The sequence below is a fragment of the Candidatus Zixiibacteriota bacterium genome, from assembly GCA_014728145.1.
Lineage (GTDB): Bacteria > Zixibacteria > MSB-5A5 > JAABVY01 > JAABVY01 > WJMC01.
The window spans coordinates 1-21,721 of sequence record WJMC01000036.1; the positions used below are offsets into that span (position 1 = coordinate 1).

General features: G+C 50.7%; 21 protein-coding genes and 1 tRNA gene. 4 read left to right on the forward strand and 18 right to left on the reverse strand.

The genetic code is table 11. The features are described from left to right. The 5 genes from GF404_01965 to argF form a co-directional block, all read right to left on the reverse strand. Positions 1-858 (reverse strand): hypothetical protein (locus GF404_01965; protein ID MBD3380942.1); only part of this gene is annotated, 858 nt, incomplete at its 3' end. Positions 859-994: 136 nt separating this feature from the next. Continuing rightward, positions 995-1,498, reverse strand: coding sequence for a reverse transcriptase-like protein (locus GF404_01970; protein ID MBD3380943.1), 504 nt, complete (start codon positions 1,496-1,498; stop codon positions 995-997). Between the two features lie 154 nt (positions 1,499-1,652). Further along, the gene (locus GF404_01975) at positions 1,653-2,084 is read right to left on the reverse strand and encodes a hotdog fold thioesterase (GenBank protein MBD3380944.1); all 432 of its coding nucleotides are present in this window, start codon (positions 2,082-2,084) and stop codon (positions 1,653-1,655) included. A 120-nt stretch (positions 2,085-2,204) separates the two neighbouring features. Then, complete coding sequence (locus GF404_01980) at positions 2,205-3,032, reverse strand: hypothetical protein (protein MBD3380945.1); 828 nt, start codon at positions 3,030-3,032, stop codon at positions 2,205-2,207. A 19-nt stretch (positions 3,033-3,051) separates the two neighbouring features. After that, a complete protein-coding gene (gene argF, locus GF404_01985) occupies positions 3,052-3,963 on the reverse strand; it encodes an ornithine carbamoyltransferase (GenBank protein MBD3380946.1) in 912 nt (303 codons plus the stop codon). 77 nt (positions 3,964-4,040) lie between these two features. On the opposite strand from argF, the gene GF404_01990 reads away from it, so the two are divergent. Both GF404_01990 and GF404_01995 read left to right on the forward strand, forming a co-directional pair. Beyond that, positions 4,041-4,700 carry a hypothetical protein gene (locus GF404_01990; protein ID MBD3380947.1) on the forward strand — a complete coding sequence of 220 codons (660 nt, stop codon included), beginning with the start codon at positions 4,041-4,043 and terminating at the stop codon, positions 4,698-4,700. Positions 4,701-4,715: 15 nt separating this feature from the next. Continuing rightward, entirely contained in the window at positions 4,716-5,933 is a 1,218-nt protein-coding gene (locus GF404_01995) for a glycosyltransferase (protein MBD3380948.1), read from the forward strand. Between the two features lie 4 nt (positions 5,934-5,937). Here the strand turns inward: GF404_01995 and GF404_02000 are convergent, their stop codons facing one another. The 10 genes from GF404_02000 to GF404_02045 form a co-directional block, all read right to left on the reverse strand. Beyond that, on the reverse strand, positions 5,938-6,816 hold the full coding sequence (locus GF404_02000; protein MBD3380949.1) for a DUF3473 domain-containing protein: 879 nt from the start codon (positions 6,814-6,816) through the stop codon (positions 5,938-5,940). Between the two features lie 81 nt (positions 6,817-6,897). Continuing rightward, a complete protein-coding gene (hslU, locus tag GF404_02005; GenBank protein ID MBD3380950.1) occupies positions 6,898-8,268 on the reverse strand; it encodes an ATP-dependent protease ATPase subunit HslU in 1,371 nt (456 codons plus the stop codon). A 71-nt stretch (positions 8,269-8,339) separates the two neighbouring features. After that, complete coding sequence (locus GF404_02010) at positions 8,340-9,836, reverse strand: DASS family sodium-coupled anion symporter (protein ID MBD3380951.1); 1,497 nt, start codon at positions 9,834-9,836, stop codon at positions 8,340-8,342. Between the two features lie 14 nt (positions 9,837-9,850). Then, a complete protein-coding gene (locus GF404_02015; protein ID MBD3380952.1) occupies positions 9,851-10,039 on the reverse strand; it encodes a hypothetical protein in 189 nt (62 codons plus the stop codon). A gap of 1 nt (position 10,040) precedes the next feature. After that, positions 10,041-10,571 (reverse strand): ATP-dependent protease subunit HslV, encoded by a 531-nt coding sequence (gene hslV, locus GF404_02020; GenBank protein MBD3380953.1) that lies wholly within the window; start codon positions 10,569-10,571, stop codon positions 10,041-10,043. A gap of 12 nt (positions 10,572-10,583) precedes the next feature. Then, complete coding sequence (locus GF404_02025; protein ID MBD3380954.1) at positions 10,584-11,483, reverse strand: tyrosine recombinase; 900 nt, start codon at positions 11,481-11,483, stop codon at positions 10,584-10,586. After that, positions 11,470-13,809, reverse strand: a complete 2,340-nt coding sequence (gene topA / locus GF404_02030) for a type I DNA topoisomerase (protein ID MBD3380955.1) — start codon at positions 13,807-13,809, stop codon at positions 11,470-11,472. Before topA ends, GF404_02025 begins: the two co-directional genes overlap by 14 nt. Continuing rightward, positions 13,796-14,014 carry a DNA-directed RNA polymerase subunit omega gene (rpoZ, locus tag GF404_02035; protein ID MBD3380956.1) on the reverse strand — a complete coding sequence of 73 codons (219 nt, stop codon included), beginning with the start codon at positions 14,012-14,014 and terminating at the stop codon, positions 13,796-13,798. The genes topA and rpoZ overlap by 14 nt, the downstream gene beginning before the upstream one ends. After that, positions 13,995-14,645 carry a guanylate kinase gene (locus tag GF404_02040; protein ID MBD3380957.1) on the reverse strand — a complete coding sequence of 217 codons (651 nt, stop codon included), beginning with the start codon at positions 14,643-14,645 and terminating at the stop codon, positions 13,995-13,997. The genes rpoZ and GF404_02040 overlap by 20 nt, the downstream gene beginning before the upstream one ends. Beyond that, entirely contained in the window at positions 14,646-15,527 is an 882-nt protein-coding gene (locus tag GF404_02045) for a YicC family protein (protein ID MBD3380958.1), read from the reverse strand. A 195-nt stretch (positions 15,528-15,722) separates the two neighbouring features. Here GF404_02045 and sixA point away from each other — a divergent pair, with 195 nt between their 5' ends. Further along, positions 15,723-16,178, forward strand: a complete 456-nt coding sequence (sixA, locus tag GF404_02050; protein MBD3380959.1) for a phosphohistidine phosphatase SixA — start codon at positions 15,723-15,725, stop codon at positions 16,176-16,178. Positions 16,179-16,240: 62 nt separating this feature from the next. Here the strand turns inward: sixA and GF404_02055 are convergent, their stop codons facing one another. Both GF404_02055 and GF404_02060 read right to left on the reverse strand, forming a co-directional pair. After that, positions 16,241-18,736 (reverse strand): hypothetical protein, encoded by a 2,496-nt coding sequence (locus GF404_02055; protein MBD3380960.1) that lies wholly within the window; start codon positions 18,734-18,736, stop codon positions 16,241-16,243. Positions 18,737-19,026: 290 nt separating this feature from the next. Beyond that, positions 19,027-19,112, reverse strand: a tRNA-Leu gene (locus GF404_02060). Positions 19,113-19,340: 228 nt separating this feature from the next. Here GF404_02060 and GF404_02065 point away from each other — a divergent pair. Further along, positions 19,341-20,546: a DUF2029 domain-containing protein gene (locus GF404_02065; GenBank protein MBD3380961.1), complete on the forward strand. Its 1,206-nt coding sequence runs from the start codon at positions 19,341-19,343 to the stop codon at positions 20,544-20,546. 87 nt (positions 20,547-20,633) lie between these two features. Here GF404_02065 and lepB read toward each other — a convergent pair whose 3' ends face one another. Further along, on the reverse strand, positions 20,634-21,518 hold the full coding sequence (gene lepB / locus GF404_02070) for a signal peptidase I (GenBank protein MBD3380962.1): 885 nt from the start codon (positions 21,516-21,518) through the stop codon (positions 20,634-20,636). Positions 21,519-21,721 lie beyond the last annotated feature (203 nt).

Sequence of the window (21,721 nt, forward strand, 5' to 3'; positions counted from 1 at the left end):
ATTCAGGGCCTCGGACGAATCTTCAGAGCGGTATTCCCACAGGATATACATCTCCGGCAGGCTGAAACAAACCGCCCGACTGGTGTTCATAACCACCGCACTGCGCTTGTCGGAGGCAATTAAAAGCTGATGGGGTGACTCGATTTCAAATTCGGTCGAGTTCGTCAGGCTGGACTGGTAGTACAAATTGAGCCGGTTTTGGTCATAGGACAGTACCAGCATGCCGTCATCAGAAACCGTATGCATGATTCCGCAGGGGACAATGTATTGTAATTCCCCCTCAGGGTTGTAAGCGTAAAGACCGCTGTCGACACTGAGCGCAAAAAAACGACTGCCATCGGCGCAGAAGCTTCCACCCATAAAATCTTTGAATATTATGTCTTTTTTATGCTCGCCATGTTCGGAAAAAAACCTCATACGGGTCTCCGGCAATCCCTCCGATCCCTCGATTCCCACCAGCGAGGGCGCGCGGTCGCTGAGGATAAAACCGAGCACATCGGGATTCTCGAGAGTGTAAAGATGTTTTCCGGAGGGCTCATACATGGAGAAACGCGTAACTTCGATTCGGGAGGTGGAACGATCGATGATTGTGGCGGCGCCCCAGTAGCTTCCCATTTTCGACGAAAAAACCTTCTGGTTGCCCTTCATGCGCCGGTACAGGACCCTGTCCTGGGTGGAGGAGTAGACGCTTACCTTGCGGTATTCAGCCAGATAGGAAAATGCGGAAGGTGATCCCAGGTAATTGGCATTCTCCCTCCACTTCCGAACCTCAACAGAATTGAATTCCTCCTGGGCGAAGGCGTCCGCTAACAGGCAGGTCGAACACAATAAAATTGTCAGCAGTATTATTCGTTTCATATTCAGAATTATAAGATTCCGTTCACCTATTTAAGTCGGCACATTAACGATTAAACATACAAAAATCAACATAGTTTCCGCGAGATTTTCGATAATCCGGCAGAAGTGAAAAATCGTGACTGCGTTTGGGGGAAGTTTATTTGGCGGGAAAGACGCTTTTTCCGGGAATTCCGTCTATCAAAGCGGAATCGCGCCCCTTCTGGCCGAAATCGAACTGCAGGTTGAGCTTGTTTTTCAGGGGGGGAATCTGTGGCAGATGCTGGGCCGCGCGGTTTTCAGCCATCGGTACCCAGGAAAGCTTGATGTCGAATTTCTTGAGATAGATCAGGACGCTGTCACGGTAGACCTTCAGATTTGGCGGAAGCATGGTAATACTGTTGACATTCTCAACCAGCTCGGCGGAATCGGAGAGCAGTTCCAGTTTCTGGTTTTTGAAGACTGACTTGTTATTTTCCACAAACTTGAGAGCCATCAAGGCGGCCGTGTATTCGCATTCAGCCTGTGTCCCGGCAAACTGGGTGCGGTAGAGAACTCCCAGGTCGGGAAGCATTATGCTGATAATACCTGTGCCACCGGCGAGACCGGGGCGGGCGTATGTTCTTCCAAAGAAGTATAGTTTCATGAGCACCTCATCAGGCATATAATATGGCAAACCCTGTGCCGGCCGTAACGGTTTTGTGGGCCTGTTGTAAGGTGCTGGATTTCACTTGTTTGGAAGGTATGTTCACATCCTGCACAGGCAGTTATTTGAGAATGCCTGCCGGATTTATGAATCGCTTTGCAGAGCTTTGCCGTCAGTCGAGCGAACGCGACAACTCTTCGGCCAGTTCGCCTCTGGCGCGAATGTATGTCCCGGTAGCCTCCGCCACGACCTTCCCCGCAACTTCAGCGACACCCTCGGTGCGGTACAAGCGCCCTTTGCTCTCGATCACCCTGCCGACCAGGACCATCTTCTGACCGACATAAACCGGGGCTTTGAACTTGACCGTCATTTCCGCGGTAACCGCCAGGACATCATCTTTTAAGATCGCCTTGATCATGACCTCATCCAGAAGCGAGGCGGCAATCCCGCCGTGCATGATATTGTCATAACCGGCAAAGCGCTGCTCGACCGTGTACTCGCTCGTGACCGAACCGTCGGTTTGGACGAAAAACCTGGCCTTCAAGCCGGACTCATTCTGGTCACCGCAGACGAAACAGTATTTGTACTTGGTAACTTCCTGCATAATTCCTCCGAAACGGCTAAACTAATAGTTACGGAAGGATTTGGCAAGCACCTTGAAGCATATAATGAAAAAGCCCCGGCTCTATGAACCGGGGCTTGTAATCTGGGCTATGTCCTTGCTCTAATTATGGCTGTAGTTGTATGTCCACTGGGTATTGCCCTTGGTGGCCTTGATCGCGGCGGTTCCGCCGGAGACAGTCACGTCGACTGTCCAGTCCTGGTCGACTGAGCTTGTGATATAATCCATGGAGGCGTCGAATGCGCCGCTGACGGAATTGTAAGTCTGCCAGCTGGAAGTACCGGTCCTGCTGTAAGCCAGGGAATCGACATCGACATCATAGACATACCTGGCGCGCGAACCGCTGTTGTTCAGGACCATGTCGATCAGCACATCGCCTTCCGACTGGGCCTGGGTAGTGTTGACATCTTCCAGGTCGACACGAATTGTGATATCGATCGTATCGGTGCCACTGGCGCCCTCCTGGATGAGTGTACGGGAACCGCGATAGAGAATCTGGTCGACTTCGCTGGTATAGTTGCGCTGATACTCGCCATCGGCGACAAAAGCCATACTGTCATAGTAGACTTCACTGCCGGAAGCGCTCAAGTGGGTCATCTCGATGATGTGCCAGACGCTGTTGAAGCTGTATTTAACACTATCATCATCACCCAGCGGGCCCAGCCACCAGTCATCTTTATCCTTGTAGGTGGTGGAATCCAGCGGGAACCCCCAGTGATTGGTCATTGGGTTATAAGACCCGAAAATTACTGAATCGACAGATTCTTCGATGGAGGCCTTGACGGCCACGAAATCCGGATCAGACAAGTCACCCTGAACGATACTCGGTCCGGAGCTCGAATCCGAACAGCCGTACATCAGGGTAAGAAGCATCGTGAATGCAATCCCCAGCATCAGTGCCAGGATACCGACATACTTTTTGTTGTACATAACCAACTCCCTTTATGCTTTATTTTCTGCTTTCGAGCAAGGTAGCCATAATGGCTTTCTGGATGTGGAGCCGGTTTTCCGCTTCATCGAAGACCACCGAATGCGGTCCGTCGATAACTTCATCGGTTATTTCCTGTCCGCGGTTAGCCGGCAGACAGTGCATAACCCTGACATCGGAACTTGCATGAGAGAGAAGTTCGTTATTGACCTGGAATATCGAAAGCAGTTTTGCCCTTTCCTCAGCCTTGTCTTTCTGTCCCATGCTGGCCCACACATCTGTATAGATGATATCGGCATCGCGGACTGCTTCTTTAGGGTCATGAACTATCTCAATTTGTGATTTTCCCGCTTTTTTGGCCTTGTCCAGGATCTCCTGGTTGGGCATGGTTGCCTCGGATGTCCCCAGGCGCAGATTGAATTTGAACAGGCAGGCCAGGTTCAAAAACGAATTGAAGACATTGTTGCCGTCACCCAGAAACGCGATAGTGATATCCTCGAATTTGCCGGTCTGCTCGTAGTATGTGAAGATATCGCCCATCACCTGGCAGGGATGAGTGAGGTCGGTCAGGCCGTTGACTACCGGGACCGTGGCATGCCGACCGAGCTGTTCAACGTGGGAATGATCAAAGGTGCGGATCATAATCATGCCCACGAAGCGCGAGAGAACCTTGCCAACGTCGTAGATCGATTCGCGCACTCCGAGCTGGATCTCCTTGTCGGTAATATAGAGCGAATTACCACCCAGTTCATTGATTCCCACTTCGAACGAAATTCGGGTACGCAGTGACGGCTTATGAAAAATACAGGCGACGGTTTTGCCCAGAAGAGGTTTGGGAGCGCTTTTGCCTGTTTTCATATCCTTGCAGAGGTTGAGCACATCGATCGCCTCGTCGCGAGTGAAATCGGTTATCTGCAGAAAATCTTTGGTCATTTCCTTCTCCTTTTAAAATGTTTGCTGTTTTTGATCGCCTAATTTACTTTTCCTGATAGCTATGTCAAGGAGATTGAGTGCGCGCCAGAAAGCGCTTGAGTTTGAAGCATTTAGTGTTTATCTTTGGGGCGCATCGAAACCTGGCCGGAGAAAGGATCGTTATGAGCGCGTCAAATTCGAACATGGGATGGGGACTCATTTTTGTGACAGTTGGAGCTCTGTTGTTATTAAATCAGACCACCGATTTCGCTTTCTGGGAGTTCATCGGCGACTGGTGGCCGCTGGCTTTGATCATTATCGGTCTATGGATGATCTTTCAGCAAACCCGCTCTCGTAACCACAATGAAGAACATCTTCTCGACGCCGCGGATACAACCAAAGCGTTCGGTTCTCTCAATATCGCTCCCACGGTTCTGGACAGTTCCGGTAAAACATACAAGATCGCGTTTGGAGACATCCTGGCCAATTTCAGCGATACCGATCTGCGCCAGGGCGAAAATAAAATCGAAATCGCGCTCGGATTCGGCGATATCAATATCACCCTGCCAAAGGACAAAGCCTGCAAAGTAAAAACCGCCTGCGGCCTGGGCGATATCGACATGATGGGGCTCAAAAGCAAAAACAGTTTTTCAATCTCGGAAGAACATGAAGATGAAAATTACTCCGGCGCGGACAAGCAACTTTACATCCAGGCCAGGGTGGGAACCGGCAACATCAAGATCAAACGGGCGATTTGAGGAAGTTTTTGAGGGATGCGCGTAATTCTCCTGACCCAGTATTTTCCACCCGAAACCGGGGCCGCCCAGAACAGGCTGTTCGCACTGGCCAAAGCCTTTCGCAAGCGCGGACATCAGATCACAGTGTTGACATCACTGCCAAACTACCCGACCGGCAGGATATTCGAAGATTACCGCTATCATTATAAATACCACGAAAAAATCGAGGGAATCGAAATCCTCAGGAGCTGGCTTTATGTTCATCCCTCGCGGGGCACCATACCGACCGCCCTGTCTTATTTGACATTCGCCTCTACTTCACTGGATATCGCCATCAGGCATATCGATTCCGCGGATGTCATTGTCTGGGAATATCCTCCCCTGTTTCTGGGATATACCGCCATGAAGCTGGCGAGGAGATATAATGCCCGCCTGGTCACGAATTTCGCCGACCTGTGGACAGACCTGATCTCGGAACATCGAATCCTTTCCAGCCAGTTTATCATCAGGCGTTTTAAAAGCTACGAACGGAAAATAATTGAGCGCAGCGACCTGGTGACCGCTCAAACCGAGGGCCTGATTGACAAGATAAGAAACTTCTCACCTGATTCAAACCCGCGTCTCTGGCCCAACGGAGCGGATACTAAGATGTTTTATCCACGCGAGAAAGACGAAGACTTCATGAGTCTGGTAAATCCGGATGGTAAGTTCATTGTCGGATACGCTGGTCTACACGGACGAAATCACAACCTCAGCAGGTTATTGGAAGCGGCAAATTTATTAAAAGATGATTTTGATATTGAGTTCGTTTTCTGCGGTGATGGTTTCGAAAAGCCTAAGCTGATTAAACTTGCCAGCGATCTGGAACTTGAAAATGTCGTTTTCTATGATCCGGTTAGGTATGCAGATGTGCCCCGGCTGATGTCCTGTTTCGACCTGGGAGTAGTTATCCACCGCAATCTGCCTGGTCTGAGTTGTGTGCGTTCGGCCAAGCTGTTCGAGCTTATGGCCATGGGCATTCCGATTCTGCATATCGGTAAAAGCGAAGGAGCGGAGATAGTACGGAAGGCTGAGGCGGGTGTGGTAGTGGAACATGAATTCCCCGCTAAGATAGCAGACGCTGTTCACAATTTGAAATCACGTTCTGAACTGAAAAAATACTCCTCAAAAGGACGCAAGAACGTTATTGAAATTTTCGATCGGGAAAAAATCTCTCTGGATATTGTCAGTCTAACAGAATCGCTCTGGAATTGATCGGTTACTCAGCTTTTGCGACTACCGGATTTTGTATCATCAAGTAGGAATAACTATGCGAACAATCCTCCTGCATTTTATTCATGTTGAACTGATAATCTGCCATCGAACCGAAAGCGAACTCTTTAAATAGTTTTTTGAGTCGCAGAGCTACCCTGCTGCGAAACAGTCCTTGATGCAGTCTCGTTTTCCTAGAAACCTCGAGGGTATGCAATTCTTGGCAGTTGAGTTCGTATGGATGGATGTAAACTACTGCTGGTCTACTCTCTTTTTCGATCATGCGCAGAAAACGACGGCTCAGATTGTATGGAAACAAGCGAAAGTAACCGCCCCCCAATATTGGAATCTTTCTTTTCATAATTTTAACAGTTGAGAGCGGATATTCCCATAAACCATTCTGGAAGCCATACGGATAGACCGGACTGTCAGGCGATCCGTAGCGCCCACCGTTGATGGGAAAAATACTGGAATCGTAATCGAGCCCGGCTTCGCGCATGATATCGAAAGCCCAGTGCATATCCAGGTCGATCGAAAAATCCGGCGCGCGATGACCGCGGACTTGCTGACCACAGATATCTTCGAGAACCTTGATCGAACGCACCAGTTCGGATTTGAATTTATCGGGACCGAGCTCTTTGACCGACCGGTGCGACCAGCCATGAGTTCCGATCTCGTGTCCATCATTGTGGACCTTTCTGATAAGTTCAGGATATTTCTCTGCTACCAGCCCTAAGCAAAAGAAGGTCGCTTTAACTCCATACTTGTCAAAAAGATCGAGTAACATTCCCGTGTTGTCGATCACATTTGGTGTGATCGGCAAATTATAGTCCAAACAGGACTGTGGCCAGTCCTCCAGGTCAACAGAAATGATATGTCTGTACATTTTGATTCCTTCCCGGGTACGAAGGGAGAAGAACCATATAATATAGTAACTAAGATACTATAATAGATTGGATAGTATTTGTCAAAGTATATATTTGCTTAAATCTTCGTCTTCGACGATATCGGCCAGTCGTTTCTGGACCTTGTTGCGCGTGATCCGGATATTTTTGGAATCGCCCGGAAGATCGAACATCTCCTCATCCAGGAGAGTGTTCATTACTGTATGAAGCCTGCGCGCGCCGATATTTTCCATCCGGCTGTTGACCTTGTCGGCGATCTCCGCGATCTCCTCGATCGCCTCCTGGTCGAATGACAGCTTTGCGCCCTCGGTTTTGAGCATCACCTGGTATTGACGGGTCAGGGCGTTTTTCGGTTCGGTCAGGATCTTGATGAACTCCTCTTTTCCAAGGCTGTCGAGTTCGACCCTGATCGGCATCCGCCCCTGGAGTTCCGGAATCAGGTCAGAGGGTTTGGTGGAATGAAATGCGCCGGCGGCGATAAACAGGATATGATCGGTACGCACCATACCGTATTTTGTCATCACGTTGGAGCCCTCGATGATCGGCAGGATATCGCGCTGGACGCCCTCGCGGGAAACATCCGGCCCCGAAGACTGCGACTCTGTGGCGGCAATTTTGTCGATCTCATCGATAAAAACTATGCCGGAATTTTCCACCCGGTGGATAGCTTTTTCGACCACCTCATCCATATCCAGAAGGCGTCCGATCTCCTCCTGGGTCAGGATCTTGCGAGCTTCTGAGACTGTCGTTTTACGGCGTTTATTGCGTTTGGGACCCATCCCGCCCAAAAGCTCCTGGAAATTGATACCCATTTCCTCCATGCCCATCGGGGAAAAGACCTCGATCATCGGCAGGCGGTTATTGGGCACCTCGATTTCAATCACCCGGTCATCCATCTTGCCCTGCTCTAAAAGCTCGGCCATTTTCTCACGGGTCCGGCGCCAGGAATCCTCGTCAGCGCTCGAATCGACCTGCATCTCCCCGGAATCTTCGGGCAGACGGGCTTTTCCGGGCGGTTTGGGAAGCAGGATATCCAGGATTTTGTCCTCGGCCAATTTTTCAGCCTTGGCCTGGTGAATTTCGCCCATCTCCCTTTTAACCATGTTTACCGCCAGGTCGGTCAGGTCGCGCACCATCGATTCGACATCCCGGCCGACATAACCGACCTCGGTGAATTTAGAAGCCTCGACCTTAATAAACGGCGCATCGGCCAAAGCGGCCAGCCTGCGGGCGATTTCTGTTTTACCGACCCCAGTAGGCCCGATCATAATAATATTATTGGGCAGGATCTCATCGCGCATTTCTCCCTCGACCTGCTGACGGCGCCAGCGGTTGCGGAGAGCGATCGCCACCGCCCGTTTGGCCAGATCCTGTCCGACGATATATTTATCCAGTTCAGAAACTATCTCTTTTGGCGTCAATTCATTCTGCATATAATCTCCTCGTGAAAGCGGAAAGTTAAGCTAATAATCGGGAAAGTCAAGCCCGTCCTGTGTGAATCGTATCAAGCCGCCCAGGCTGGTAATACGTTCAGGTCGATACCGAGGACATGACGGCTCAAATAGTAGAATAAAAGTGAAATCAAAAAGACCCCGGCAAAATTCAAGACAATGCCGAAACGGGACATCGTGGAAATCTTGAAGCGACCACCGCCGTAGACGATAGCATTGGGCGGAGTCGCCACCGGAAGCATGAACGCGCAGGAGGCCGACAATGTAGCCGGAACCATGAGAAGCAGAGGATTGACCCCGATACCGACCGCCACCCCGGCGATGATCGGCAGTATCGTCTGGGTAGTGGCGGTGTTCGAGGTCAGCTCGGTCAAAAATGTCATCATCAGGCAGATACAGGCGATCAACAGCAGAGGAGGTACACCGGCCAATCCGGACAACTGCATACCGATCCATTCCGACAGTCCCGAAATCCGAAAAGCGTAGGCCAAAGCAAATCCTCCCCCGAACAGAATCACGATTCCCCAGGGCAGACCGACAGCGGTTTTCCAGTCCATCACTCTTTGACCAGGTCTTGATCTCGATGGTATCAGAAAAAGGATCAGCGCCATCGCAATCGAAACCGTACCATCATCGATATATCCGGGCACCGGCAACAGGCTCGACCATCCCGGTAGCGTGAAACCGCCGACTTCAACAGGTTTGCGAAACAGCCATAAAAACGCGAGCAGTACAAAATCTGCCAGCACAATTTTTTCTTCAAATGACATCCGGCCCAGCTTGCGGTACTCCGTCAGGAAGATTTCGCGCGATGGCAGAGCCAGTTTCCTGCCACGCTGAAGCGGGGCTATCATCAGAAGCCAGATGATAACCGCAAAGGCGATTGAAATCGGCAAAGCGAATATCATCCATGAGGCAAACGAGATCTCGGGAGCCTTCGGAAACATCTCCTCGAAGATTTTAGCAAATGCCAGGTTGGGCGGTGTACCTATCAAAGTTGCCATACCCCCCACAGATGAAGCGTAGGCAGTACCCAGAAGCAGGCTGGTAGCGACCTTGCGCACACCACGGGTTTCGAAATTCTCCTCCAGCCTGGCGATCACCGCCAGCGCGATCGGAAGCATCATCATGACCGTGGCGGTATTGGAGATCCACATCGACAGGAAAAAAGAAGCCGCCATAAAGCCGAGTATAATCCTGGCCGGACTGGTGCCGATCACAAGCATTATTTTGAGCGCTATCCGTTTGTGCAGATCCCAGCGCTGAAGCGCCAGCGCGATCAGAAATCCCCCGATAAACAAAAATATTATATGGTTGAAATAAACCGAGGCGACATCCCGGCCCGATGCAACACCTGAAATCGGGAACAGCGCAACCGGCAGAAGCGCGGTGGCGGCGATCGGAATCGCCTCCGTGATCCACCAGATCGCCATCCAGAGAGCAATCGCAAAAGTTATCGTTACACTGCGATTTTGAGGATCGAGATCAAATAAGAAGATAACTGCCAGGGCCACGAGCGGTCCGGCTATGACAGCGAGCTTTCTAAACATCCTGCAAGCTCAGTTCAACGCCTGCTTATAAACGATTGTATATATTCCTGCTTTTCATCCTCATCAAGGCGCGCGACTGCTGTGATAAAATCCGAAGCTTGTGCACCCTTCAGAAGTGCGAGTTGATTCATTCCATCAAAGATATAGACCTTGCGGTCGCCCGTCACTCGATAATACAGCCTGCTATCCGTCTGCGAGCTCATGCTACAACGTCTCCACAACGATGTTGTCGTTGGTATAGATACAGATGTCGGCGGCGATTTCGAGCGATCTCCTGACCACTTTTTCGGAACTCATATTGGTACTGCCAAGAAGGGCACGAGCCGCCGCCAGGGCATAAGGACCACCCGATCCGATCGCCACGATGCCGTCATCCGGCTCGATCACATCACCATCGCCCGAGATAATGAGAGCATGTTTATCATTTAATGCCACCAGTAGCGCTTCCAGGCGACGGAGATATTTATCGGTACGCCATTCCTTGGCCAGCTCGACCGCGGCACGCGGGAGATTGCCCCGAAACTCCTCGATCTTGCCCTCGAAACGGCCAAACAGCGTGAAAGCATCGGCAGCAGTTCCGGCAAACCCGGCCAGAATCCGGTCCTCATCCAGCTTACGAATCTTGTTGGCGGTTTTTTTCATGACGGTTTCATCCAGAGTCACCTGTCCGTCTCCGGCAATCGCCGCTTTGCCCTTGTGAAGGATACCGATTATTGTCGTCGCTTTATAGTTCATGAGCCTGCCTTTCTATGCGCGCGGATGGGTTTTCTTGTAGACTTTGCGCAGTTGTTGAAGTGACACATGGGTATAGATCTGGGTGCTGGAAAGCGAGGAGTGCCCCAAAAGCTGACCGACCGCCGACAAATCCGCACCGCCCTCTAAAATGTGGGTGGCGAATGAATGTCGAAACGAATGCGGGGAAAACTTCTGCATAAGTCCCGAGTCGGAAGCGTAGCGTCGCACGATCCTTCCGATCGATCTCTGGCTCAGACGGCCACCTCGTCGGTTGACAAAAACTGCCTGGAGATCGAAGCGCTTGAGCTCACGGTTGCGTTGATGCAAATATTGTTGCAGTCTGGCCAGGGCGACATCGCCGACCGGTACAATCCGCTCCTTGCCACCCTTCCCGAGTACCCGCACAACACCGGCACCGTAGTCGATATCCTCGACCGACAGCGAGGCCAGCTCTGCCCGCCTCAGTCCGCTCGAATAGAACAGCTCCATGATTGCGCTGTCTCGTTTCTGCCACACTGAATCGCCCTCGGCTAAATTCAGGATGCTCTCGATCTGGTTGCGGGTGGCCACTTCCGGCAACGGTTTCTTGAAACGTACCGGCCGGATCCTTGTGCTGTAGTCTGTAGCTGTCGCCTTGACGATATACAGGTAGCGGAAATAAGATTTCAGCGATGACTGCAGGCGGGCAATCGAACGATTCGACATAGGGCGTGTTCGCAGGTATTGCAAAAATCTCCTGAAGAGGTCAAAAAAATCGGAGTCGAGCCGTTTTAGCTCAACTCCGGAATCGCGAAAAAATTGCTGAAAAAGCTTGATGTCTTTGATATATGCCGTGACCGTATGTTCGGAATAGTTCTTTTCTGATCTCAGGTAATCTTCAAACAGCTGGAGATGTTTCTTACTTAACGGCATTTTCGAGCCTTTCGGCCGACTCCTGCTTTTCTTCCTCGTCTTCCAGTTTAAGTATAAAGTTACATTTTGGACATTTCAAATGCAAGCCGTCTTTTTTGGTCTTTTTCTCGAACATGAAATAATGCCCGCACTCAGGGCACTCTCTGTCGATCGGACGGTACCACACCGCCTCTGTGCATTTGGGATACTCCGAGCATCCGAAAAACGGCTTGCCTCTTCTCGAACGGCGCTCCACAAATGTACCCGGGCATCCCTCAGCAGAACATTTTACACCGGTCGAGATGGCCTCGGTGTAATCGCAGTTTGGATAGGTACTGCAGGCGATAAAGCGCCCGAATTTGCCTTCCCTGAGAACCAGCTTGTTGCCACATTTGGGACAGTCGCGTTCGAGTTCCTTGACCTGACTTTTGTCTTCGCCGTTCAAAGGCTTGGTGTTTTTACACTCGGGGTATGCACTGCAGGCCAGGAAGCGACCGTTGCGTCCCCATTTGATTACCATCGCCGATCCGCATTTTTCACAGACCTCATCGGTGGTCTCCTGGGTCGATTGTTTGATATCCCCGAGCTTACCCTCGACTGTTTCGAGAGTTTCCGAAAACGGCTTGTAAAATTCCCGCAGGACATCGACCCAGTTATCCTTGCCTTCCTCGATTTTATCGAGCTCCTCTTCCATGTGGGAAGTGAAATCGACATTGAAAATATGCTCGAAATGCTCGATTAATATTCGATTGACCGTCTTGCCCAGGTCAGTGGGCATCAATTTGCGTTTTTCTAATTTGATATATTTACGGTTCTTGATAGTCGATATGATCTGCGAATAAGTCGACGGCCTGCCGATCCCGTTCTGCTCCAGTTCACGCACCAGGCTGGCTTCTGTGAAACGTGGAGGCGGTTTGGTGAAATGCTGGGTCGGATCGAGCTCTTTGAGGTCGACCTTGTGGCCTTCCTCGAGTTCCGGCAGAACCTGGTTCTCATTGTCATCGCCGTTGCCGTTGTCACGTTTCTCGGTTTTGTAGATCTTCATGAAACCATCGAACTTGATCTGGCTGGTGGAAACCCGAAACAGATACCTGCCTCCCTCGACCTCGACAGTCAGGCTGTCATAGATCGCCGGATTCATCTGGGATGCCAAAAAACGTGAATAAATCAGGCTGTAAAGCTTGTATTGATCGGGCGTCAAAAACTGCTTGATTTTCTCCGGCGGGTACTCCATTGATGTCGGTCTAATAGCTTCATGGGCATCCTGGGCGCTCTTTTTGGTTTTGAATCGACGCGCTTTCTCGGGAAGATACTTTTCGCCAAAGCGTTCGGCGATATGTTGCCGGGCGGACTGCAGAGCTTCCTCGGATATACGCACCGAATCGGTACGCATATAGCTGATCAGGCCGACCGAGCCGGCATCACCCAAATCGACACCTTCATATAACTGCTGGGCCACATACATCGTCTTCTGCGTGGCAAAACGCAACCTGTTGGAGGCATCCTGTTGTAAAGTCGAGGTTATATAAGGAGGCATCGGATTTCTTTTCTTCTCCTCCTTTTTGACGGAGCTGATCGAGAAATCCTGCTTGCTGATATCCGCACAGACTTTGTCGGACTCCTCCTGTGACGATATCAGAAAGTCCTCGCCGTCGACCTTAAACAGCGCGGCGGTAAATTTATCTTTTTTGCCGGCTGTAAAGAGTCCCTGAACCTTCCAGAATTCCTGGGGCTCAAAGTTTTCTACTTCTTCCTCACGCTCGCAGATAATCTTGAGCGCGACAGACTGCACTCGACCAGCTGAAAGTCCGCGCAATACTGTCTTCCAGAGGATCGGTGAGACCTGGTAACCGACCAGCCTGTCGAGAATCCGGCGCGCCTGCTGTGCCATCACCTTGTTGTCATCGATATCACCGGCAGTTTCGATCGCGCTCTGGACCGCTTTTTTGGTCAACTCGTTGTAGACCACCCTGTGAATACTGCCGTTAACTTTATCGAGTTTGCCTAAGAGGTGCCATGCGATCGCCTCGCCCTCACGATCGGGGTCGGGGGCCAGAAAAATGCGCCTGGCTTTCTTGGCTTCTTTGAGGATCTCGTCGACCACAGCCTTTTTGCCGCGGATATAAATGTAACGTGGTTCGAAATCGTTGTCTATATCGACACCCAGACGGCTTTTGGGCAGGTCGATGATATGCCCCTTGGTAGCCATTATCTTGAATTTGCGCCCCAAAAACTTCTTGAGGGTTTTAGTCTTGGTCGGTGACTCGACCACCAGAAGATCGGGACCGGTTTTCTTCTTCGTTGTTTTCTTTTTTTTCTTAGCGGCTGTTTTCTTACTCGTGCTCAATTTTAAGCTTACCTTCCATTAATTCTTCAAGTGCGATTGCTGTGACTTTACGAGGACTTCTATCGATATCGGCATCCTCGGGCATAAGCTCCAGTTTGGCCAGCCTATCGGCATTTATCTGCCGGGCGCGTTTGGCGGCGATTATCGCGGCCTCGTAACGATTGCCAATCTTTTCATCGAGTCTGTCAAGTTTCTGGTAACTCATTTTTCCTCCTGAACATCTGACCTCTTTCGGACTCTTCGAAACGCTCGCTTCGGAGCGATTCCGCTTCCAATATGGACTCGACCTGCGAGACAGCCCGGTCGAGATCAGAATTTATGACCGTGTAATCATATTTCGTCCGCATCTTGATTTCCTTTAAGGAGGCCATGAGACGCTTGTCGATTTCAGCTCCCTGGTCGCGACCGCGCGTCTTCAGCCTGCGCTTGAGTTCTTTTAATGAGGGCGGAAGTATAAAAATTGTAACTGATTCGGGAAATGCCTTCATGATCGCCCTGCCCCCCTGGACATCGACATCCAGGAGTACAACCTCGCCTCTGGCAAGAATCTTTTCCACCTGAGAACGCGGTGTGCCGTAGTAATGATCATACACTTTCGCCCACTCTACGAACCAGTCCTGCCCGATTTTTGTTTCAAATTCTTCCTGTCCCATAAAAAAATAGTCCCGGCCCTGGCGTTCACCCTTCGCTTTCGGGCGGGTGGTGGCCGAAACAGACATTTTGACTTTCCTGTGCTGTTTGAGAAGTTTCCGGCAGATTGAGGTCTTACCCGCCCCCGAAGGCGCGGAAACGACCACGATCATAGGCCCCTGTATGTTGCGATCTGTGGATGACATCTATTCGATATTCTGAACCTGTTCACGTACCTTTTCGATTTCTTCCTTGAGCAGGATAACATTATGGGAGATATCCGGGCTGATCGACTTGGACCCGATCGTGTTGACTTCGCGATAGAGTTCCTGCAATATGAAATTCATCTTCTTGCCGACCGATTCGTCCACATCGTAGCAGTTACGGAACATCTCCAGGTGACTTTTAATCCGCACACATTCTTCGGTAATATCACAGCGGTCAGCCACCAGCGCGGCCTCATTGGCGATCATCTCCTGCGAGACTGACATATCGCCCACCAGGTCTTTAAGCCTTTCCTCGAGCTTTTCTTTGTACAAACGGATGTTTTCGGTCGAGGATTTCTCGGCCTTGAGCAAAAAGTCCTCGATTTTGTCGATATGCCTGATCATATCATCGAGTAACCGTCCGCCCTCCTGGGCACGCATCTCCAGAAACTCTTCGACCGCCTTTTCAACCGCTTCGAGTATCATCTGTTTGGTCACTTCTTCTTCGTCATCCTTTTCAGCCGGTTTGATCAGGTCGGGAAAATTCACGAAATGACCGATTTCAAGCTCACCGGGCAACCTGAATTCATCTTTTAGAGTAGTTAATACCTTGTAATACATACGGGCGTTTTCGCGGTCGAGATCCAGACGGGCGGCGAACAGCTCGGGATCCTCCTCGACCGATATCGCCACCAGAATTTTGCCGCGTTTGACATGTTTCTGGACCAGCTCCTTGATTTCCGGATCGTAATGGCTGTACGACTTGGGAGTACGGATATTAATATCGCGATAACGGTTATTGAGGGAATTGATCTCGGTAATAACCTTGCGACCCTCTTTTTCGACCTCGGCACGACCGTAGCCTGTCATTGAACTGATCATAAAATTCCCCCGTAAAATCCCAAAGCATACGCCAAAACAGGGATTTTGTCAACTGCAACGTAAAAAGCAAACCAGAATTGCATTCAAAAAACAGGTCATCCGCTAAATTGCAAGAAAAAATATCCAAAATCTTTGCCACAAGCATAAAACCTGAATAATATATAGAAAACCTGTTTCGCAACAAGGAGAGTGCAGATGTTTTTATATCTCGTGCGCCATGGTTCCACCGTTCCCGATGAAATCGACCCGGATCGACCGCTTTCAGAACTGGGCAAAGCCGAAGCTCAAAAAACAGCCGAGATACTGGCACAGGAAAAGCAAGTGGGTCTCGACAGGATAATTCACAGCGGTAAAATCCGCGCCCGGCAGACCGCTGAAATCATAGCAGAAATGTTAGAACCCTCGCAGGGCATCATGGAAAGTGACGGCCTGTTCCCCAATGATCCTCCAGCAGTCTGGGGCAGGCGTATCCAGGATATCCGGGACAATGTGATGCTGGTCGGCCACCTTCCATTCATGCCTAATCTATCCTCACTGCTTCTGGCCAATTCAGGCGACGACAGTCATGTCGAATTCCAGCCGGCCACAGCGCTGGGGCTCAAACGGGAAAACAAACGCTGGAAAAAGCTCTGGCAAGTCATTCCCCGATAAGCAGATCCGACAAAAAAACCCGCCTTTTTTTAAGACGGGTTTTTAATTAGCTATAGCTTGGATCAGTTTTCACAAGCGCATGGTGCATCGCCCCCCGCGAACGCGTAATTGATCAGGTAAACAGCATCCGAGACATCACACATGCTGTCGCAGTTGACATCGCCGGTGCTCAATGGATCGGGCGGTTCACCTCCGGCAAAGGCGTAGTTGATGATAAACACCGCATCCGAGACATCCACGCCCATATCGTCGTTGACATCCCCGCACATATCCTCGCAGGCATCACCAATACCGTTGCCGTCCGAGTCGGCCTGATCCGAATTGGCTACTGTCGGGCAGTTATCGCAGACATCGCCGACATCATCGTTATCCTGGTCAGCCTGGTCGGCGTTGACGCTGTCCGGACAGTTGTCACAGGCATCGCCATAACCGTCGCTGTCGGTATCTTCCTGATCGTAGTTGGCCACCATCAGGCAGTTGTCGCACAGGTTACCGACATTGTCACTGTCGCCGTCGGCCTGGTCACTGTTGGACAGGTCGGGGCAGTTGTCGCAGACATCGCCGTAGCCGTCGCCGTCGGAGTCGGTCTGATCCGGATTGTAGGCGGTTTCGCAGTTATCCAGCGGACAGTCATTGTCGGAATGGCCTGAGTCGCCGAAACCATCGTCATCCTGGTCGTAACAAATCGAATCAGGAGACTCGATTGTGATCACGTAAATTCCGGTATCCAGCTTGGGCGGGTCGGAGGAATCCATCAACTGGACCTTGAACGTGAATGTCGACGCCCAGTTGGGTGTACCCACGATCTGTCCGACCGTATCGCCTATAAATATACAGCCGTAGGGGATCTGCGCCTGTGGCAGAAGGCTCCAGTTATAGGGTTGTTGACCACCGACACCCTCCAGCTCGTAGAAATAAGAGTAGCTGACGAGGCCATCCGGCGGTTCATTTCCGGCTATGTGGACTTCACCGTCACAGGCATCGCCGATACCATCACCATTCACATCAGCCTGGTCATCATTGGGGGTATTGGGGCAGTTATCACAAGCATCACCGAGACTGTCGGCATCGCTGTTGTCCTGTGAAATATTGTAAACATAATTGCAGTTGTCATTGACATTGAGGATTCCGTCGTCATCGATATCGGAATCGCAACCATCACCGATACCATCGCCGTCAGTGTCGTTCTGTTCCGGATCGTAATCATCCGGGCACATATCACAGACATTGCCGACACCGTCGGAATCATTGTCGGCCTGGTCCGGGTTGTAAATCACCGGGCAGTTGTCTTCATCGTTTAAATATCCGTCGTTATCGGCATCCTGGACCGGCATCACGTTGATGAATATATACTCTGAGCCGGGGCCACCCGGGTAATAGAGGTTGTCGACAATGTACCAGCCGTTTTTATAGCCACCCCAGCCGTAGTTGAGATGAATCTGGTTGTAGCTACCGGAATGACGCCAGCCGTCACAGACTATGGCATGGGTCGGAATCGTGTACGGCATCGGCCGTCCGGCTTCGACCTCGCTCTGGATCAGGTCAAACCAGCCCTGAGCGGTATAAGAACCGCGGTAGGCGTTGGCGATCGACTGATCATAGCGGAAATGATCAGTCCAGACATCCATATCCGGCCATGTACCGGAACCGTCCACGCCGAACATCATGTTGTGAGCCACGGCTACTTCGTAATTTAACTCCGCCAATGCGGCCCGTTCGGTGCTGTTACATCCCCCGCCACAGGTAGCCGGCATATTATCCCAGTCATAGGGATCGGAGAAATCGGCCGAGAGATACTCTCCCGGCGCGGAACCGTCACCGCTCCACCAGTACGTATGCGAGCCGACACCGGCCGGAGGCCACTGATGATACCACATGATCTGGGCCGCAGCAGTCGCCACACATCCAACCACAGTCCGCTGACCGCCGTCACCGATCGGGCAGTAATAATTGTAGGGATAGCCCTGATGCCAGTAATTGGTGTAGAGAAGCGGAATGCCCTCATCAAGTGTACCCTCGCTGTCTTTGCCGAGAGTCACCTGAAAAGTTTTCTGCTCCACGGCAAAACGGTCCCATCCGGCTCGATGAGATTCATTGCCCTCGATTTGCACCGCAGATTCAAGACTGCCGTAGTTGACCTCGAATCCGGTGAAACGATTGATCAGGACATCGCGAATCATCTCCGCCATACCCTGCTCAGAGACATCGACAGTACTCTGTTCGGAATAGAACAGGACCGGGGGAAGCTCCTTGAGTGCCGGAACGACCACGTAACCCTGGGGTTCGATCTTGTACAGACGGCCCAGAAGAGTCCCGTCGTCGTCTGTAAATTCTTGTATATCAGCAACCTGCGGAGACATATCGGAAGCCCACTGGCCTCGCAGGAAGACCATATATTCCAGCCAGTTCTGACTGACCTGGTCCATTTCCTCGACCGATGCGAGTTCGGCCCGGACTGTGGTCGTCTGCAGGGTAAACAGAAAAGCCAGAGATAAAACAATCAAAGCGGGGTATTTAAGGATACGCTTTTGACTACAAGCGTTTTGAAGTAGACTCAATTTTGCACCTCCATTATGTTTGGGCGGTAGTCAACGGGTACGAAGTATAACTCACCAATTACATTATACGATTATTCTAAGTTTTGTCAAGGATTGAGTTTAGACTGATCACCGCATCATCCATGATTAGCTTATCGACCGCCCGGTTAGTGAACTTGATTACCTTCAGATACATATTCCAAGGGTTTAGTCGTATATTGATACGGATGAATCCTGAGATAATATAGTAGCTTTTATCGGTTTTTGATTTAGTGTAAATCAGTAAATTACGTGATTCAATAAACATCAAATGCCGGAGGCCGGAATCGAACCGGCACGGGGTTTTGGCCCCACCGGATTTTGAGTCCGGCGCGTCTACCAGTTTCACCACTCCGGCATTTTCCACAGATATATATACGTGTTTAATGCAAATTTCAAGTCATTTTTCTCTCTTTTCTGTCGCAGGTGGGTTACCAGTCCGGGAAAAAGACCGTCAGCTGACAATTCAGACTCAAAAGTTCGAATCAGCACCTGACGCACGCTATCCGCCGGTCACCGGCGCCTGACCGTCAACGCAGTCAAATTCTATATTGACTCTGACCTCGCGGAGGGTTTACTTCCCTTCATGAACGCGCGCTCATCGGAAAACCTGTTAAAAACCATAAAAACAATTGTCATAGTATTCGCGCTCATTTCAGTACTGCTTTTTTTCTACCAGTCGATCCGCAACCACAATTATGAAAACGGCAACGACCTGACCACTTATTTCAAATCCTCGCAGTTGTTTTACGATGGTGAAAATCCGTTCACCGAGGGTGCCCGTCCCTATATCTATCCGCTCTTTTTAGTGATCGTGGTCTACCCGCTGTCACTATTGCAGTCAGGATTCTTCGCCAAGGCGATTGCCGCCTCGACCTGGTCGGCACTTTCGTATTTTGCGTTCTTTATGACCATCCTGGCTTGTTTGAGGTTTTTATACGGGACTGACAGGATACTGAAAGTATTAAGGGAGCAGTTGTTTCCGATCGCCCTGGCTGTTTTAATCCTGCATCCGTTTTTGCAGGATGAGTTTCTCAATGGGCAGGTCAATTTGATTGTACTGGGATGCGTGGGGGGATTTTTCCTGATGCTGAAGGAAAATCGTCAACTTCCGGCCTCGGTTTTTCTGGCAGTCGCGGCCTCGATCAAGATCGCCCCGGCGGTCTGCCTGGTCTATGTTCTGTTCAGCGGACATTACCGATGCCTGCTTTATTTTCCGGTCATACTATTGATCTTCATCCTCGGGCTTCCGCTCTTGATCAATTCCAGCAGCCTCGGATATTATCACCACCTGATCAGCGAGGTATATCCGCGCTTGACCGTTCATGAGGCTGAAAGCGGATTCAAATCATTTTCGCTCGTTTCCACAATTTTTTCCCTGACCGGTATCTCAGCCGGAGCATCGATAAAGATCGGGCTGACCGGATTCATGTCGGCCTTACTTCTGACACCGGTTTACCTGCTTTACCGAAAGCTTTCCGATCCTAAGAACAGGTTCGGCAGGCTGACGGTTTTTTCCGCAATCGTGGTTGTGATTCCGCTGGTATTCCCGATGTCGGAACCGCATCACCTGTTAATCTTGACCATACCGGTTGTTGTCATGCTGTCTTATTGGGAAAGCCTGGTATCGGCAGGAAGATCGCTTTTGACCGACAGGATTTCTCTGCTGTTTATCTCGGCAGTGATATTTTTGCAGGTCGGCCATGCCTTCAAAGAAACGCCTCTGCGGCTTGTGGGGCTCGTGGGAATTTATCTCGGGCTTCTGTTAGTTCTCAGGGACAGGTCCGATTAGAACGGAATTACGAAACAATCCTAAACGCAAAGATCGTCGCGCTGCGCTTGCGATGACAAACAAAATTCAGAAGAGCGTAAGGAATCTCTATTGCAGAAACAGGTAGAAAAATGACTTTTTGAAGGCTGAACTGTCCTCGACCGCGAACTTGTCGGCATCGAGGTAGACATACTCCAGCTTGCCCTCGATCAGGCTCCTGGGCACTACCGCGCAACAGGTCTGATCAGCCCAGCCGTAGGAATTGTCCCCGATCAAAAGATAGTATCCCTCAGGCATATCGACTGTTTCAAGCGAGTCACGGCTGACCATCTCGGAACCATCCTCGCCCAGAGTGGGAACATCGACTTCAGTCACCCCCTCGGTCACCACCTGGTAACCATTGAGGTATATGGAATTGTCACGCACCTGGATTTTCTTCGGTCCCCGCGCCCAGATTCGGGCCAGAGATTGCTGATTGGGGTTATGCGGATGTTTGAACAAAACCAGGTCCTCCTCCTCGGGCTGATCCAGAAGATAGTCCAGGTTGGAGACATATACGACCGTCTGGGGCGGGTAGTGTTCACCCATACAGTCGAACTCGACCTGGTGAAATGAATACAGCATCTGGTTCGGCAGGCCGGTCGCTACCAGCCCGAACATCAAAAAAACCATGTAGATAATCCAGTTGTTGTACTTGCGCACGGTAAAGCCGGACTTGTACCTGACGGCATACAGAACCGCCAAGGCGATCGCCAGAATATAGACTGCGTAGTTAAAACCTATCGACCAGAAAGGCAGACTCTGATTCGGCACAGCTATCAGCAGATGAGAAATCGTGATAGCGACCAGGATTGTCAGGGCGGCCGCCAGCTGGCCGTTATAGAGCTGTCCCAGGCCGGGAAAGAGAAACGCAAACACAAAAGCCAGCCAGGGTTTACGCGGTCCTGAGTCGGACAACCGCTGAGCCGATATTTTATCCTGTTTGTCTACCAATTCTGGATGCCGTCGTCGGTTGTATCGGGCTGATCAAGATTGAATTCGTCCTTATCAGGGGAAACATAGATCCCTGCCGAGGGATGCATATGGCAGTTCTTTTCGGGCACCGTCTGTTCGGTAAAAATCTCCCGGCCGACATTTACACATTTATCCGTCGCCAGCTCGCCCGAATCGTAACAGACATTGGCATAGACGATCCC

What these genes read in the sequence shown, in the direction of transcription:
- GF404_01995 (MBD3380948.1), top strand. Translation starts at nt 4,716, where the DNA reads ATGCGCGTAATTCTCCTGACCCAGTATTTTCCACCCGAAACCGGGGCC.
- sixA (MBD3380959.1), top strand. Translation starts at nt 15,723, where the DNA reads ATGTTTTTATATCTCGTGCGCCATGGTTCCACCGTTCCCGATGAAATC.
- GF404_02010 (MBD3380951.1), bottom strand. Translation starts at nt 9,836, where the DNA reads ATGTTTAGAAAGCTCGCTGTCATAGCCGGACCGCTCGTGGCCCTGGCA.
- GF404_02065 (MBD3380961.1), top strand. Translation starts at nt 19,341, where the DNA reads ATGAACGCGCGCTCATCGGAAAACCTGTTAAAAACCATAAAAACAATT.
- GF404_01980 (MBD3380945.1), bottom strand. Translation starts at nt 3,032, where the DNA reads ATGTACAACAAAAAGTATGTCGGTATCCTGGCACTGATGCTGGGGATT.
- GF404_01975 (MBD3380944.1), bottom strand. Translation starts at nt 2,084, where the DNA reads ATGCAGGAAGTTACCAAGTACAAATACTGTTTCGTCTGCGGTGACCAG.
- rpoZ (MBD3380956.1), bottom strand. Translation starts at nt 14,014, where the DNA reads ATGAGTTACCAGAAACTTGACAGACTCGATGAAAAGATTGGCAATCGT.
- hslV (MBD3380953.1), bottom strand. Translation starts at nt 10,571, where the DNA reads ATGAACTATAAAGCGACGACAATAATCGGTATCCTTCACAAGGGCAAA.
- argF (MBD3380946.1), bottom strand. Translation starts at nt 3,963, where the DNA reads ATGACCAAAGATTTTCTGCAGATAACCGATTTCACTCGCGACGAGGCG.
- hslU (MBD3380950.1), bottom strand. Translation starts at nt 8,268, where the DNA reads ATGCAGAATGAATTGACGCCAAAAGAGATAGTTTCTGAACTGGATAAA.
- GF404_02025 (MBD3380954.1), bottom strand. Translation starts at nt 11,483, where the DNA reads ATGCCGTTAAGTAAGAAACATCTCCAGCTGTTTGAAGATTACCTGAGA.
- GF404_01970 (MBD3380943.1), bottom strand. Translation starts at nt 1,498, where the DNA reads ATGCCTGATGAGGTGCTCATGAAACTATACTTCTTTGGAAGAACATAC.
- GF404_02015 (MBD3380952.1), bottom strand. Translation starts at nt 10,039, where the DNA reads ATGAGCTCGCAGACGGATAGCAGGCTGTATTATCGAGTGACGGGCGAC.
- GF404_02000 (MBD3380949.1), bottom strand. Translation starts at nt 6,816, where the DNA reads ATGTACAGACATATCATTTCTGTTGACCTGGAGGACTGGCCACAGTCC.
- GF404_02045 (MBD3380958.1), bottom strand. Translation starts at nt 15,527, where the DNA reads ATGATCAGTTCAATGACAGGCTACGGTCGTGCCGAGGTCGAAAAAGAG.
- GF404_02040 (MBD3380957.1), bottom strand. Translation starts at nt 14,645, where the DNA reads ATGTCATCCACAGATCGCAACATACAGGGGCCTATGATCGTGGTCGTT.